The organism is Brevundimonas sp. BH3, from assembly GCF_045345115.1.
Taxonomy (GTDB): domain Bacteria; phylum Pseudomonadota; class Alphaproteobacteria; order Caulobacterales; family Caulobacteraceae; genus Brevundimonas.
Window position 1 is genome coordinate 2,252,148 of the sequence record NZ_CP150796.1, and the last position, 13,796, is coordinate 2,265,943.

Annotated in this window: 15 protein-coding genes; 5 read left to right on the forward strand and 10 right to left on the reverse strand. The window is 59.3% G+C overall.

Annotated features, from left to right (window positions below; all coding sequences use genetic code 11):
- Window positions 1-47: 47 nt before the first annotated feature.
- Window positions 48-1,499, reverse strand: coding sequence for a cysteine--tRNA ligase (gene cysS / locus WEU32_RS11050; protein WP_406851915.1), 1,452 nt, complete (start codon window positions 1,497-1,499; stop codon window positions 48-50).
- A 157-nt stretch (window positions 1,500-1,656) separates the two neighbouring features.
- Between cysS and folE the strand changes: the two genes are divergently transcribed.
- The 3 genes from folE to WEU32_RS11065 all read left to right on the forward strand — a co-directional run bounded on the left by folE (window position 1,657) and on the right by WEU32_RS11065 (window position 4,926).
- The gene (gene folE / locus WEU32_RS11055) at window positions 1,657-2,274 is read left to right on the forward strand and encodes a GTP cyclohydrolase I FolE (RefSeq protein ID WP_406851916.1); all 618 of its coding nucleotides are present in this window, start codon (window positions 1,657-1,659) and stop codon (window positions 2,272-2,274) included.
- A gap of 235 nt (window positions 2,275-2,509) precedes the next feature.
- Window positions 2,510-2,941, forward strand: a complete 432-nt coding sequence (locus WEU32_RS11060; RefSeq protein ID WP_312136166.1) for a biopolymer transporter ExbD — start codon at window positions 2,510-2,512, stop codon at window positions 2,939-2,941.
- A 146-nt stretch (window positions 2,942-3,087) separates the two neighbouring features.
- On the forward strand, window positions 3,088-4,926 hold the full coding sequence (locus WEU32_RS11065; RefSeq protein ID WP_406851917.1) for a gamma-glutamyltransferase family protein: 1,839 nt from the start codon (window positions 3,088-3,090) through the stop codon (window positions 4,924-4,926).
- Window positions 4,927-5,345: 419 nt separating this feature from the next.
- On the opposite strand, the gene dxs is transcribed toward WEU32_RS11065, so the two are convergent.
- The 5 genes from dxs to WEU32_RS11090 form a co-directional block, all read right to left on the reverse strand.
- Window positions 5,346-7,232 (reverse strand): 1-deoxy-D-xylulose-5-phosphate synthase, encoded by a 1,887-nt coding sequence (gene dxs / locus WEU32_RS11070; RefSeq protein WP_406853439.1) that lies wholly within the window; start codon window positions 7,230-7,232, stop codon window positions 5,346-5,348.
- Between the two features lie 78 nt (window positions 7,233-7,310).
- Complete coding sequence (locus tag WEU32_RS11075) at window positions 7,311-8,222, reverse strand: polyprenyl synthetase family protein (RefSeq protein ID WP_406851918.1); 912 nt, start codon at window positions 8,220-8,222, stop codon at window positions 7,311-7,313.
- Window positions 8,219-8,575 carry a tRNA-binding protein gene (locus WEU32_RS11080; RefSeq protein ID WP_406851919.1) on the reverse strand — a complete coding sequence of 119 codons (357 nt, stop codon included), beginning with the start codon at window positions 8,573-8,575 and terminating at the stop codon, window positions 8,219-8,221. The genes WEU32_RS11075 and WEU32_RS11080 overlap by 4 nt, the downstream gene beginning before the upstream one ends.
- On the reverse strand, window positions 8,575-8,832 hold the full coding sequence (locus tag WEU32_RS11085) for an exodeoxyribonuclease VII small subunit (protein ID WP_167176696.1): 258 nt from the start codon (window positions 8,830-8,832) through the stop codon (window positions 8,575-8,577). The genes WEU32_RS11080 and WEU32_RS11085 overlap by 1 nt, the downstream gene beginning before the upstream one ends.
- A gap of 70 nt (window positions 8,833-8,902) precedes the next feature.
- The gene (locus WEU32_RS11090; RefSeq protein ID WP_406851920.1) at window positions 8,903-9,532 is read right to left on the reverse strand and encodes a histidine phosphatase family protein; all 630 of its coding nucleotides are present in this window, start codon (window positions 9,530-9,532) and stop codon (window positions 8,903-8,905) included.
- Window positions 9,533-9,747: 215 nt separating this feature from the next.
- Here WEU32_RS11090 and WEU32_RS11095 point away from each other — a divergent pair, with 215 nt between their 5' ends.
- Window positions 9,748-10,275, forward strand: a complete 528-nt coding sequence (locus WEU32_RS11095; RefSeq protein WP_406851921.1) for an N-acetyltransferase family protein — start codon at window positions 9,748-9,750, stop codon at window positions 10,273-10,275.
- 57 nt (window positions 10,276-10,332) lie between these two features.
- Complete coding sequence (locus WEU32_RS11100; RefSeq protein ID WP_406853440.1) at window positions 10,333-11,511, forward strand: vWA domain-containing protein; 1,179 nt, start codon at window positions 10,333-10,335, stop codon at window positions 11,509-11,511.
- Between the two features lie 64 nt (window positions 11,512-11,575).
- Here WEU32_RS11100 and WEU32_RS11105 read toward each other — a convergent pair whose 3' ends face one another.
- The 4 genes from WEU32_RS11105 to WEU32_RS11120 form a co-directional block, all read right to left on the reverse strand.
- Entirely contained in the window at window positions 11,576-11,752 is a 177-nt protein-coding gene (locus WEU32_RS11105; protein ID WP_312136154.1) for a CsbD family protein, read from the reverse strand.
- Between the two features lie 81 nt (window positions 11,753-11,833).
- A complete protein-coding gene (locus tag WEU32_RS11110; protein WP_406851922.1) occupies window positions 11,834-12,295 on the reverse strand; it encodes an NUDIX domain-containing protein in 462 nt (153 codons plus the stop codon).
- Window positions 12,296-12,305: 10 nt separating this feature from the next.
- Window positions 12,306-13,370 carry a histidine kinase dimerization/phosphoacceptor domain -containing protein gene (locus tag WEU32_RS11115; RefSeq protein WP_312812274.1) on the reverse strand — a complete coding sequence of 355 codons (1,065 nt, stop codon included), beginning with the start codon at window positions 13,368-13,370 and terminating at the stop codon, window positions 12,306-12,308.
- Window positions 13,357-13,794 (reverse strand): response regulator, encoded by a 438-nt coding sequence (locus WEU32_RS11120; RefSeq protein ID WP_312136148.1) that lies wholly within the window; start codon window positions 13,792-13,794, stop codon window positions 13,357-13,359. Before WEU32_RS11120 ends, WEU32_RS11115 begins: the two co-directional genes overlap by 14 nt.
- Window positions 13,795-13,796: the final 2 nt, after the last annotated feature.

A 13,796-nucleotide genomic window follows, 5' to 3' on the forward strand; every position in this document is an offset into this window, starting at 1 on the left:
GGAAACAGCGGGGCTTTTTGTATCAGGTGCTCTGTTGCGGAAAAACCTTAGCTCTTCACACGCCAAGTCGCGCCTTGTGGACCATCCATGACCACGACGTTCAGTTCGTTCAGACGGTCACGGATACGGTCGGCCTCGCCCCAGTTCTTTTCGGCACGGGCCGCGGTGCGTTGTTCCAGCAGAGCCTCGACCTCGGCCTTAAGGCCATCATCGCCGCCTTCGAACCAATGGTCCGACGTCATGGACAGCACGCCCATCAGATAACCGGCCTCAAGCAAGCTCCAGCGCGCCATGGCCACATCATTGATGTCGGCCTCGGCATCATTGATCAGCTCACGCAGGGCATTACCCAGAGCAAACAACTGGGCGATGGCCCCCGGCGTGTTCAGATCGTCTTCCAGCGCGTCGAGAACCGGATCGAGGGCGTTTTCCGCCAGCTCCATCTCGGCCTCTTCAAGCGTCTCGATATCGAAATCGCCCAGCAAGGCATCGGCATCGCGCAGCACGCCATACAGACGGTCCAGATTCTTGCGGCTCTGGTCCAGCAGGTTCTGGTTCCAGTCCAGCGGCTGGCGATAGTGGGCGCTCAGCAAGGCCCAGCGCACCACCTCGCCCGGCATGGCTTTCACCAAGCTGTTCAGCAACAGCACGTTGCCGATGGACTTGGACATCTTCTCGGCGTCCACCGTCAGGAAGCCGTTATGCATCCAGTAGCGGCTATATTCGTCATGCGCGTGATCCGCATGGGCGTGACCGTGGGCGCAGACGCCCTGCGCGATCTCGTTCTCGTGGTGCGGGAAGGTCAGGTCGATACCGCCACCGTGAATATCGATCGGCAGGCCCAGATTCTTCTCGATCATGGCCGAACATTCGATGTGCCAACCGGGGCGACCATCGCCCCACGGCGACGGCCATGACGGCTCGCTCGGCTTGGACGGCTTCCACAGCACAAAGTCGTGGGGGTTCTTTTTATACGGAGCCACCTCGACACGCGCACCGGCAATCATGTCGTCCAGATTGCGACCCGACAGAGCGCCATAGGACGGATAGGACGCCACATCGAACAGCACATGGCCCTCGGCGGCATAGGCCGAGCCAGCATCGATGATCGCCTGAATCTGGGCGATGATCTCGTTCATGTGATCGGTAACGTGCGGTGCCAGATCCGGCGGCGACACATTCAGCAGCGCCATATCCGACAGATAGGCCGCCTCATAGCGGGCCGTGATCTCGCCGATGGCCACGCCTTCCTTGGCGGCCTTCTGGTTAATCTTGTCGTCCACGTCGGTGACGTTGCGGGCATAGAGCACATGGTCCGCGCCATAGGTCTTTCGCAGCAGACGCACCAGCACATCGAACACCACCGGCGGGCGGGCATTACCGATATGGGCATAATCATAAACCGTCGGCCCACACACATAGAGGGTCACCCGTTTCGGATCGCGCGGTACGAAAAGGCGCTTTTCACGGCGCAGGGTGTCATGGATATGCAGGGCCATCAGTCTAAAGTCTTTTTGCGAGTTTTCTTGCAGGACGCGCCATACGTCCCATATAGCGGGCCTGATAAACAGTCCGCGTGTCCTGATAAAGCATCGGGGCGTGAACGTCGCCTTATTAAAGGGATGGCCCCTGTCATCTCTGTCGGAACCGAACAGCATGACCACCAAGTCCGTCCAGCCCGTCCTCGCCGCCAATGAAGGCGCTGTTATGCGCCCCTCGCGCGAGCAGGCTCTGGAAGCCGTGCGGACCCTGATCGCATGGGCCGGTGACAATCCCGACCGTCCGGGTCTGGTCGATACACCCAAGCGCGTGGTCGATGCCTATGGCGAATGGTTCGACGGCTATGAGGCCGACGCCGCCAAGGAACTGTCGCGCACCTTCGAAGACGTGACCGGCTATGACGACATGGTTATCCTCAAGGAAATCGAGGTCGAAAGCCATTGCGAGCACCACCTTGCCCCGTTCCTCGGCAAGGCGTGGGTGGCCTATATTCCGGGCGAAAAGGTCGTCGGCATTTCCAAGCTGGCCCGCGTGGTCGAGATTTTCGCGCGCCGTCTGCAAAATCAGGAAACCCTGACCAATGACATTATCGACGCCATCGAAAAGCACCTCCAGCCCAAGGGCGTGGCGGTCATGGTCGATGCGGCCCACCAATGCATGACCACGCGTGGCGTGCATCACCGCCATGTTACAACCGTAACGACGCGTTTCACCGGCGTTTTCAAGAACGACAACGCCCTCGTCGAGCGATTCCTCAAGCTGGCACGCGGCTGATCCGGCCTAGGATTTGCGGCCAATTCACACATAACGCCGTTACAAAACTCAAGCCCGCAGAACGGAAATGATCGTTCTGCGGGCTTTTCGATGAAAAAATCGCAAGCTTATTTCGCACTCTGGCATTTTCGACAGTGTAGCGGCTTTACAAGAGGCCAATCGAACGCCAAGACGTAATCCAGACTTTCAGTGCAGCCCGCCACCTTCGGTCGGGCCTTCATGAGGACGGGATCGCATGGGTGCGAAGCTTGGTGGGAATAAGGGTGGCGTTTCTCAGAACTCTGAGATCAACGTAACGCCGTTCGTTGATATTATGCTGGTTCTGCTGATCATCTTCATGGTGGCAGCGCCGATGGCGACCGTTTCGATTAAGCTGGACCTGCCGCCGGCAGTGCCGTCGTCGAATCCGAACGAAAAGCCGAAAGAGCCGGTTTACGTTTCGATCCAGGACGGTGGTGACCTGTACATCGCCGACAAGAAGACCTCGCTGGCCACTCTGGCTGCCGACGTCTGCGCTGCTCAAGGCGCTGTGGCCAACTGCCGCGAAGAACGCGTTTTCGTTCGCGCCCAGGCCGACGTGAAATACAACCAGTTCATGGAAGTGATGAACACCCTGCAGGAAAACGGCATGTTCAAGGTCGGCCTGCTGAACGAAGACATCGAATAGTCTTCGGCTTCACTGCCTAAGAATTTGAGGGCTGCATCTTCGGGTGCAGCCCTTTTTCTTTGTCCGATACCGACAGACCCGTGGTTTGCGCTTGGCAAAGCGCGGCCCTGTGGCAATCTTACTCAACTATTCGGGGGAGTATGATTATGGACCGTCGCACATTCTTGGGCGCCATTCCGGCAGGGGCCGCTCTGGCCTCCGCTGTCACCGGCAGCGCCAGTGCCCAAGAGGCCATCAAGACGGCGGCTGCTCCTGCGGCTCCCGCCTCCCCTGCTACTGATCCCTATGCCGGTATCGGCATTGGCGACCGCATCAGCGGGCCCAAATTCGTTGGCCGTTCTACGGTGTGGGGCCAACACGGTGCCGCCGCCAGCGCCCACCCCATTGCCACACTGGTCGGTATCGAAACCCTGAAGCGCGGCGGCTCGGCCATTGATGCTGCCATTGCCATCAATGCGGCGCTGGGCTTCCTCGAGCCGACCGGCAACGGTATCGGCGGCGATGCCTTTGGCCTGTTGTGGGACCCGAAACAGCGCAAGGTGGTGGGCTTTAACGGCTCGGGCAACTCGCCGCGCCTGCTGGGGCTGGAAACCGTCCGTAACCGCGCAACAGATGGCCTTCTGCCCCGCTATGGTGCCGTTACCGTCAATGTGCCCGGCACGGTCGATGCGTGGTGGAGCGCTCATCAGCGCTATGGCAAGCTGCCGTGGAAAGATGTGCTGCTGCCGGTGGCCGAGCTGTGCGAACAGGGCGTGCCGGTGCCGCAAGCCATCGCCTATTATCTCGAACGCAATATGGGCCTGTTCGACCGCCAGTCGTCGATCATCGAGGAAAACGACAACCGCAAAAAGGTCTATGCCCCGAACGGCGCCACACCCAAGGTCGGCCAGATTTTCGCTAACCCCGATCTGGGCCGTACCTTGCGCATCATCGCCGAGAAAGGCCGCGATGCCTTTTATGACGGTGAGCTGGCCGAGATCATGGTAGATTATTTCCGCCGCATCGGTGGCTGGATCGGTCGCGGCGACCTTGCGGCCCACCAGACCGAATGGGTGGAGCCTATCAAGACCACCTATCGCGGCGTAGAGGTTTATTCGCTTGGCCCCAACACCCAAGGACTTTCGACCAACCAGATTTTGAACATCTGCGAAAACTTCGACCTGAAGACCATGGGCTTCCAGTCTGCTGCCTCGATCCACCATCAGGCCGAGGCCAAGCGTCTGGCCTTTGAAGACCGCGCCAAATGGTTCGCCGACGAGCGGTTCAGCCGAACGCCGATCGAATATCTGAACTCCAAACCCTATGCGGCGGAACGTGCCGCCCTGATCAACCCGAACCGTGTCATGGACCGCGCTTTCCCCGGTGATGCGCCCACACAGGGCGACACCACCTATTTCAGCGTGGCCGACAAGGACGGGATGATGGTCAGCTGGATCCAGTCCAACTATCGCGGCATGGGTTCGGGGCTGGTGCCTGCCGACCGTCGCGGGCGCACGCTGGGCTTCATGTTCCAGAACCGTGGCGAACTGTTCGCCACCACCGATGGCCACCCCAACATCTATGCGCCGGGCAAACGCCCGTTCCACACCATCATTCCGGGCTTTGCCTGTAAGGATGGCAAGCCGTGGATGGCCTACGGCGTCATGGGCGGCGGTATGCAGCCACAGGGTCAGGCCCAGATCATCATCAACATGGTCGATTACGGCCTCGACCCGCAGGAAGCCGGCGATGCCCCGCGCTGGCAGCACTATGGCTCGTCAGAACCCACGGGCGAGCCGCAACAGGGCGTCGGCAAGCTGCATCTGGAAAACGGCGTCCCTGATGCCACCAAGGCCCGCCTGCGCGAAATGGGCTGGGACCTCGGCCCCACCGACGGTGGCTTCGGCGGCTACCAGAACGTCATGATGCAACAAAACTCCGACGGCCGCTGGACCTATGGCGCAGCGTCAGAGATGCGTAAGGACGGCTTGGCGCTGGCTTACTGATTTCACTTTTAGAGTGAATTTATTTTCGAGCTTTAAGCTTGAGAACACACCCATCACAACATCAAGGAGATGTTTGTGTTCTCGCTTAGCTCTCAAAGTTCAAGTCGCGGTCACAAGATGCCATGCCCCAAATGCGGCAAGGAAATTCTTCGGCGCAAAATGCCCAATAACGAGTATGTCTACTTTGAATCTAAGTGGGCAATCACACGCATCAAGCATCACTGCTTTTATATAGGGCAAGGCATCCCCAAAGCGCGTGACGACAAAACCTTAGATCTACTAGACCCTGACGCTGATTGACTAGCCTATCATCGCAGTCGTCATCCTCCGGCGCTTCGCAGAAGCGACCGGGGGATCCAGTGATACGGCGTAAGACTGGACCCTCCGGTCAAGCCGGAGGGTGACGGCGGGATGTCACTCTAGCCCAACGCCTCAATAGCCTTCGCGGCGATGTGCTTGGCGTTCAGACCAGCCTCGTCATACATGGCCATGGGGCTGTTATGGTCCTGAAAGATGTCCGGCAGGTGCATGGTGCGGATCTTGAGACCGCGATCCAGAGCGCCCTTTTCGGCCAGCATTTGCAGCACGAAGGCACCGAAGCCGCCCATAGCGCCCTCTTCCACCGTGATCAGGACTTCGTGGTCCTTGGCCAGACGCAGGATCAGGTCCGCGTCCAGAGGCTTGGCAAAGCGGGCATCGGCAACCGTGACCGAGATACCGGCCTGTTCCAGCATATCGGCGGCCTTGAGGCTTTCCTGCAGGCGGGTGCCCAGCGACAGGATGGCGACCTTGGTGCCTTCACGCACAATGCGGCCCTTGCCGATTTCCAGCGGCTTGGCCAGTTCGGGGATTTCCACGCCCACACCGTCACCGCGCGGATAGCGGAAGGCCGAAGGGCGGTCGTTGATTTCCAGCGAGGTGGCGATCATGGCGGCAAGTTCGGCCTCATCGGCCGCCGCCATCAACACCATGCCCGGCAGCGCCCCCATAAAACCGATGTCGAACGATCCTGCATGGGTCGAGCCGTCAGAGCCAACCAGACCCGCACGGTCCATGGCAAAGCGGACCGGCAGCGACTGGATGGCCACATCGTGCACCACCTGATCGTAACCGCGCTGAAGGAAGGTCGAATAGATGGCGCAGAACGGCTTCATGCCATCCGCCGCCATACCGGCCGCAAACGTCACAGCATGCTGTTCGGCAATGCCCACATCATAGACGCGGTCAGGATAGGCCTGACCGAACAGGTCGATGCCCGTGCCCGACGGCATGGCGGCGGTGATGCCGACGATGCGCGGGTCGTTTGCCGCGTGTTTGATCAGTTCGGTGCCGAACACCTTGGTATAGCTGGGCGCATTGGAAATGGCCTTGGCCTGCTTGCCCGACTCGACGTCGAACTTGACCACGCCGTGATACTTGTCGGCGCTGTTCTCGGCAGGAGCATAGCCCTTGCCCTTTTGCGTCACGACGTGAACCAGAACCGGCTTGTCGGTGATCTTGAGCGCGTTCTTGAGGATCGGCACCAAATGGTTCATGTCATGACCATCAATCGGCCCGACATAATAGAAGCCCAGCTCCTCGAAGAAGGTGCCACCGGCCACCATGCCGCGCGCATATTCTTCAGCCTTGCGGGCGGTCTCGCGGATCGGGCGCGGCATGTGGTCGACGAACTTCTTGCCGAAGTTGCGAACGCGTTGATAGGCGTCGCCCGAAACCTGTTTGGCCAGATAGGCGCTCATGGCCCCGACCGGCGGCGCGATCGACATGTCGTTGTCGTTCAGGATGACCATGAACTGGCCATTGGTCGCCTCGATGGCGTTATTCATAGCCTCATAGGCCATGCCTGCCGTGATCGAGCCGTCACCGATAACGGCCACAACCTTATTGTTCTCACCCTGTTGATCGCGAGCGGCAGCAAAGCCGAGGCCCGCTGAAATCGAGGTCGAGGCGTGGGCGGCACCGAACGGGTCGTATTCGCTCTCCGAACGCTTGGTGAAGCCCGACAGACCGCCGCCCTGACGCAGGGTGCGGATACGGTCGCGCCGTCCCGTCAGGATCTTGTGCGGATAGCACTGGTGACCCACGTCCCAGATGAGGATGTCTTTCGGGGTATCCAGCAGGTGGTGCAGCGCCACCGTCAGTTCGACCACACCCAGACCCGCCCCCAAATGGCCGCCGGTCTCGGACACGGCGTCGATGGTTTCGGCCCGCACCTCGTCGGCCAACTGTTTCAGTTGGGGGATGTCGAACCCGCTCATGTCGGCGGGGATTTTTACGGTATCGAGAAGCGGGGTGTTCGGCATCAGGTCTGAATAGCCTCAAAGGGCTGGAAAGGCGAAGGGGAAGTCAGCGGGTAACGTCTGCAAACGCAGCAGCGTTTCCGCTCAGCGACGGCGTTTGAGAATAAAATCCACGCTGGCTTTGAGGATTTCGGCATCCTGACCGAAAACATCAAGATGCGAGCGGGCCTGATCGGCCAGATGCGCGACCCTCTGTCGCGCCGCCTCAACACCCAGAAGGGTCACGAAATTGGTCTTGCCCATAGCGGCATCCTTGCCGCCAGCTGCCTTGCCCATTTCCTCGGACGAACCTTCGGCGTCCAAAACATCATCAATGATCTGGTAGGCCAGACCAATGTCGTGGGCGAAATTAATGAGGGCATTGCGCTGGGTATCGGTGGCGCGGGCCATGATGACCGGTATTTCGAATGCATACGCAAACAACGCCCCCGTCTTCAGACGCTGCATCCGCGCCACGCCGCCCAAATCATCGCGTACACCCATCAGGTCGATCATCTGGCCACCGGCCATGCCCTGCGCGCCCGAGGCAAAGGCCAGTTGCTTGACTAGTTCACAACGGATGGACGCATCCTCGTGAGTGTCCTCGTCGGCCAGAATATCAAAGGCCGCCGTTTGCAGCGCATCACCGGCCAGAATGGCAGTCATCTCGTCATATTCGATATGCACGGTCGGGCGGCCGCGACGCATGTCATCGTCGTCCATAGCCGGCAGGTCGTCATGCACCAGCGAATAGGCATGCACGCATTCCAGCGCACAGGCCGCCCGCAGCACCTGATCCTCGTCGAGGTCGAACAGGCGCGCGGCCTCCAGCGCAAAGAACGGGCGCAGACGCTTGCCCGGACCCAGCGCCGCATAGCGCATGGCCTCGGTCAGGCGGCTTTCCGGACCGTCGCCACGCGGCAACAAGCGATCCAGCGCCACCGTGACCTGATCGGCCACTTCGGCCACGCGGTCCAGCACGGCCTGTTCAGGGGAGTTTGCAGCCAAGATAGTCAATACAGTCTCCCGCCCAAAGGCAGGTCACGATCGACACCGACCAGCACCACATGGCCGTCGGCATCAGGAAAACCCAGGGTCAGAACCTCGGACATAACCGGTCCGATCTGGCGGGGCGGAAAATTCACCACCGCTGCGACCTTTCGCCCAAGCAGTTCTTCAAGGGTGTAATGATGGGTGATCTGGGCCGACGAGCGCTTTACGCCGATCTGCGGCCCGAAATCGATGGCCAGCTTGTAGGCGGGCTTGCGGGCCTCGGGAAAGGCTTCGGCCACGACAATCTGCCCGATACGGATATCGACCTGCATAAAGTCGTCAAACCCGATCAGGGGAGCCAGCGCATCGCCCGTCATCAGCCGAAGTCCGCAGCCTGCACGCCCTGTGCCTGCTGGTCGGGGCCAACCACGATCTTTTCGACACGCAGTTGCGCCGCCTTCAGACGGGCCTCGCAGTGGGCCTTGAGCTGGGCACCCTGCTCATAGAGCGTGATGGATTCTTCCAGCCCGGCCTGACCGGATTCCAGTCGGGACACGATGCCTTCAAGGCGCTGCAAAGCGTCCTCGAAGCTGAGGTCGGCGGGGATGGCATTGGGCGTTGCTGCTTCGGTCATGGGCGCAACCTAGAGGCCACGCGGCAAGGGTTCAATCCTTGCTTCACCTGCGATGAAAAAGGATCGCTGTTCAGTGCTTTTCAAAGCGCCGCTGGCACCAGTATTTAAAACCCTGATCCAGCGTCAGCCGCCAACCATAGGCTTTAAGTTTCCGTCCGATCATATGATTGAAATAGCCGTGGGCCAGCACCAGAACGTCCGCACCCTGCTCGGCCTCTTCAATCAGCAACTGTGCCGCGCGATCCGCCCGCTGCTCTGCCTCGCGGCGACTTTCCTGTCCGTCATTATGGTTGAACAGGTGCCACCAGATACGCGCCGTCACGCCCCACAGGCGCGGCGGCATTTTAAACCATGACGGCGTGTGTGGCGGAGGAAGCGGAGCCTCGACGAAAATAGCGTCCATAACAATGTCGCGTCCATCAGCGACAGCCCGCGCCGTTTCCTGAGCGCGCGGCAAGGTCGACACAAAGATGGCATCCGCTTTGCGGGCCGCCTCGACCAGTTCAGGGGGCGGGGTTTGTCCGGCCTGTAATCCCCCCAGATCATAACGCCGCCACCAGTCGCGATAGCCCTCCGATGTCAGCCAGCATTTGCGCGAAAGCGCCGGACGACCGTGCCGCACCAGCGTAATACAGCCCGTTCTATGCGCACTGTCAGGTGTGCGGGCGGCTAAAGGATTCTGTGTAGCGGAAGTCATCATAAAAGGATGCAAAAGCTTTTCTATTCAGCTGATTGCGCCCCATGCCTCTCCGTCTGGCATCAAACAAGTTTGCGACTTTTGTCGTATTCAACTCTCTGGTTAGCCGCCCTGAAAAATCACTGCAATCACAAGCCTGTGACAGTGAGGGTCATGTTTTCCCCATCTCGTACTTATGGGTCTGGAGATGCAAGCCATCTGACGCTAATCCAGCCTATATGAACCAGATCATCATCCGTGACGCCGAAACCCGTGACCTGTCGGCCCTGTCCGAGTTCAGCCGCCGTACCTTTACCGAGACCTTTATCGATGGTTTCAAAGTGCCCTACCCGCCTGAAGATCTGGCGACCTTCTATCAGGACAGCTTTGGCGAAGCCGCACTGGCCAAACGTCTTGCCGAACCGAACTGCGCGTTCTGGGTGGCCGAGCGCGATGGCGAGATTCTGGCCCTGTGCCATCTCGGCCCCAACGGCCTGCCCCACCCCGATGCCAAGGACGGCGAATACGAACTGCGCCGCCTTTACGTCTCCAAGAACGCCCAAGGTCTGGGCCTTGGCACCACGCTGATGAAACAGGCGCTGGAATGGATGCAGGCACGCACCTCGGGTGCCCTGTGGATCGGCGTCTGGAGCGGCAACGAAAAAGCGCAAAAGCTCTACAATGCCTACGGCTTCGAAAAGGTCGGCGAATACCAGTACCCCGTCGGCAACTGGATGGATGACGAGTTCATCCTGCGCCGCGCATAGACGCCACTCAGGCTGCGTGGTCTATTCGGCCACGCTTTTCATCCGGTTCTGATGCCCATGCTCCTGCCCTTCTTTACAGCCTTGCGCGATGCCAAGGTGCCGGTAACGCCCAAGGAATGGCTCCATCTGATGGAGGCCATGGACAAGGATGTGGGCGAACACAGCCTCGACGATTTCTATTATCTGTCGCGGGCGGTGCTGGTGAAGGACGAGAAGCATTATGACCGCTTCGACCAGGCCTTCGGCAAGGCCTTCAAGGGCATTGAAAACGTCGGTGCCGGCGAAGACCTGACCACCGACATTCCCGAAGACTGGCTGAAACTGCTGAACGAGAAATTCCTCTCCGACGAGGAAAAAGCCCAGATCGAAGCCCTGGGCGGCTGGGACAAGCTGATGGAGACGCTGAAACAGCGCCTCGAAGAACAGAAAGAACGCCATCAGGGCGGCAATCGCTGGATCGGCACGGGCGGCACCAGCCCGTTCGGCAATGGCGGCTATAACCCCGAAGGCGTGCGTATCGGCGGCACCGGCAAGCATGGTCGCGCCGTCAAGGTGTGGGAAAAGCGCGAGTTCAAAAACCTCGACGACAGCGTCGAACTGGGCACCCGCAACATCAAGGTCGCCCTGCGCCGTCTGCGCCGTTTTGCCCGTCAGGGCGCACCCGATGAGCTGGATATCGACGGCACCATCGACGGCACCGCCCGTCAGGGCTGGCTGGACATCCACATGCGTCCCGAGCGCCGCAACACCGTAAAGGTGTTGATCCTGTTCGACATCGGCGGCTCGATGGATGGCCACATCAAGATGTGCGAGGAGCTGTTCTCGGCGGCCAAGACCGAGTTCAAGAATCTCGAATTCTACTACTTCCACAACTGCCTCTATGAAGGCGTGTGGAAGGACAACCGCCGCCGCCATGCCGAGCGGATCCCGACATGGGACCTGATCCACAAATATGACAGCGACTGGCGCGTCATCTTCATCGGTGACGCCAGTATGAGTCCCTACGAAATCACCATCCCCGGTGGCTCAGTCGAACATTTCAACGAGGAAGCGGGCGCAGTCTGGATGAAGCGCGCCCGCGAGCAATGGCCCAAATCGGTATGGCTAAACCCCGTTGGCGAGCGCCACTGGCACTATACCGCCTCCATCACCCTACTGCGCGAACTGATGGAGGAACGCATGTATCCTCTGACTCTGGAAGGTCTGGATCAAGCCATGCGGGTTCTGACCAAATAGGTACAACAAAGGCCGCCCCATTACGGTGCGGCCTTTGAAAATTCTGTGACGCGACCTTGAGGGCCTATTTGCCCTTGAGAGTATCTTTCAGGCCACCAAATGCATTCTGGGCCTTACCCTCGATCTGGTCTGCCTTGCCTTCGGCTTTCAGCTTCTCGTCGCCCGTCAGATTGCCGACGCCTTCCTTGATCTTGCCGCCAATATTCTTGGCAGCCCCTTCAATGCGATCTTTATCAGCCATGAGACGTCTCCTTGAATACATCCGCCAGAGAGGTAGCGGTTGTATTAAAAACGTCCCGACCGGCGGAGCGTTCCTGAAAAATCAGCCCTGCGACACCTGCGCGCGCCAGCGCAACCATGCTGCAACCGCCCACACATGGGCTTCGTGACGCAGCGCTATCAAGGCCTCTTCAGGGGTCAACCAAACCAGTTGATGATCTTCCTCGCGCTTGTTTTCAGGGCTAGAGCCATTGATCGTCAGGCTCCAGAAACCGCAGACATTGTTAAGCGCCTGCCCGTCTGTACGCACAAAATACTGGGATGCCTCGGTCAGTCGATCCAGAGGCATAACATCCAGACCCGTTTCCTCGCCAAACTCGCGCACCAGAGCCTCTGCCTCGGTTTCCTCGCCTTCGACAGCCCCGCCGGGCAAATCGAAATAGGCCCCCTTGTCACGACGGATGTGCACGCAGGCAATACGCCCGTCGCGCTCGGCAATACCGAACACGGCAGCGCGATGACGATAGTCCAGCCCCGCACGGGCAATACCGAATTGAAGTTTCATAAGCGTGCTTTTACAGCGCCGAAGATGATTTGCGAACGCCTGCAGCCTTGAAAACCAGATGGACGCGCGTGCCTTGCGCCGAGCTGTCAAAATGGATTTTCGACCCCAGATCCGCCGCCATAGCCGCCAGTATCTGACCGCCCAGACCGGTTCCCTTGGGGTTTTCGCCTCCCATGCCGACACCGTCATCCTCGACGCTCAACCGCACAGAAGCACTGTCATCATGGCCCAGCAGGACGCGGATTTCCCCCCCCTTACCCGGTTGATAGGCGTATTTAACCGCATTGGTGACCAGTTCGGCCACGATCACCCCAACCGCCACAGCCTGATCCGTAGACACCCAGACAGGCTCGGCCTTCAGCCTCATGCTCGGTCCCTTGTCCGCAGCCATCGAGAAGGACAGCTCGTCCACCAGCCCCTGCAAATAGCCGTCCAGGGCCACCCCCGTCACATCCCCGGAGGTATAGAGGCGACGATGGACCTGCGACACGGCCTCGATACGCGCCTGCACACGGTCCAGAGCATCCTGCGCCGCCGGGTCTGTCAGTTGGCGACGTTGTAAATGGATAAAGCTTGTCACCAGTTGCAACGAGTTACCGACGCGGTGATTGACCTCGCGCAAAAGGGCCTCGGCACGGTCCCTCTCTCGCAAGACCTCGATCCGGACCCGTTCGGCCTCCATCGACAGACGACGACGCTCCAGCGCGTCCTCGACCGCCCTCATCAGTAGATGCGGAAAGTCCTCGGACGCATCCTTGATGACATAGTCGGCAGCCCCCGTCCGCAAGGCGGCAACCGCAATACGACCATCCTGAGCGCCCGTAACATAGACCACAGGCGGGGCATTCTCGGTGGCCAGAATGTCCGGCAAGACATCCAGACCGTCACGCCCCGGCATATGGTGGTCCAGCGCGCAAACGTCGTAGTTTTGCGCAGCCAGAAGCCCAAGCCCCATATCGCCGTCACTGGCCAGATCAACTGTGTGACCGGCCCGTTCAAACTGTTTCTGGATCAGACGGCCAAGGCCGGGATCGTCATCAATATAAAGGAGACGGAACAGATTAAGACTCTGCACTAATTATAGGGGCCTGGATCACAGACAGGAACAGGCCCAGTTGACGAATAGCCTGAGCAAAGGCGTCATAGTCTACCGGTTTTGTGATGTAGACATTACAACCCAGATCATAGCAATGCTGAATTTCTGTACGATCATCGGTTGTGGTCAGGATTACTACAGGCGCACGACGTAAAATCTCGTCATTCTTGACCTTTTGAAGAATATCTACACCCGACATATCCGGCAGATTCAAATCCAGCAGGATCAGGATCGAGGCCTTGTCCCGCACTTCCTCGCCCATCAGATAGGCCAAGCCGGTTTCGCCATGGTCGAAATGGATGATATCGTTAGAGATATTGGCGCGACGAATATTTTTCTCGATCAATCGCGCATGACCGTGATCGTCTTCGATCATCACGATTTTCACGGAATTACTCATCATCT

Excerpts from the sequence above, each read along its gene's own strand:
- cysS (WP_406851915.1), bottom strand. The coding sequence starts at position 1,499 with ATGGCCCTGCATATCCATGACACCCTGCGCCGTGAAAAGCGCCTTTTC.
- folE (WP_406851916.1), top strand. The coding sequence starts at position 1,657 with ATGACCACCAAGTCCGTCCAGCCCGTCCTCGCCGCCAATGAAGGCGCT.
- WEU32_RS11060 (WP_312136166.1), top strand. The coding sequence starts at position 2,510 with ATGGGTGCGAAGCTTGGTGGGAATAAGGGTGGCGTTTCTCAGAACTCT.
- WEU32_RS11065 (WP_406851917.1), top strand. The coding sequence starts at position 3,088 with ATGGACCGTCGCACATTCTTGGGCGCCATTCCGGCAGGGGCCGCTCTG.
- WEU32_RS11080 (WP_406851919.1), bottom strand. The coding sequence starts at position 8,575 with ATGACGGGCGATGCGCTGGCTCCCCTGATCGGGTTTGACGACTTTATG.
- WEU32_RS11085 (WP_167176696.1), bottom strand. The coding sequence starts at position 8,832 with ATGACCGAAGCAGCAACGCCCAATGCCATCCCCGCCGACCTCAGCTTC.
- WEU32_RS11090 (WP_406851920.1), bottom strand. The coding sequence starts at position 9,532 with ATGATGACTTCCGCTACACAGAATCCTTTAGCCGCCCGCACACCTGAC.
- WEU32_RS11095 (WP_406851921.1), top strand. The coding sequence starts at position 9,748 with ATGAACCAGATCATCATCCGTGACGCCGAAACCCGTGACCTGTCGGCC.
- WEU32_RS11100 (WP_406853440.1), top strand. The coding sequence starts at position 10,333 with ATGCTCCTGCCCTTCTTTACAGCCTTGCGCGATGCCAAGGTGCCGGTA.
- WEU32_RS11105 (WP_312136154.1), bottom strand. The coding sequence starts at position 11,752 with ATGGCTGATAAAGATCGCATTGAAGGGGCTGCCAAGAATATTGGCGGC.
- WEU32_RS11110 (WP_406851922.1), bottom strand. The coding sequence starts at position 12,295 with ATGAAACTTCAATTCGGTATTGCCCGTGCGGGGCTGGACTATCGTCAT.
- WEU32_RS11120 (WP_312136148.1), bottom strand. The coding sequence starts at position 13,794 with ATGATGAGTAATTCCGTGAAAATCGTGATGATCGAAGACGATCACGGT.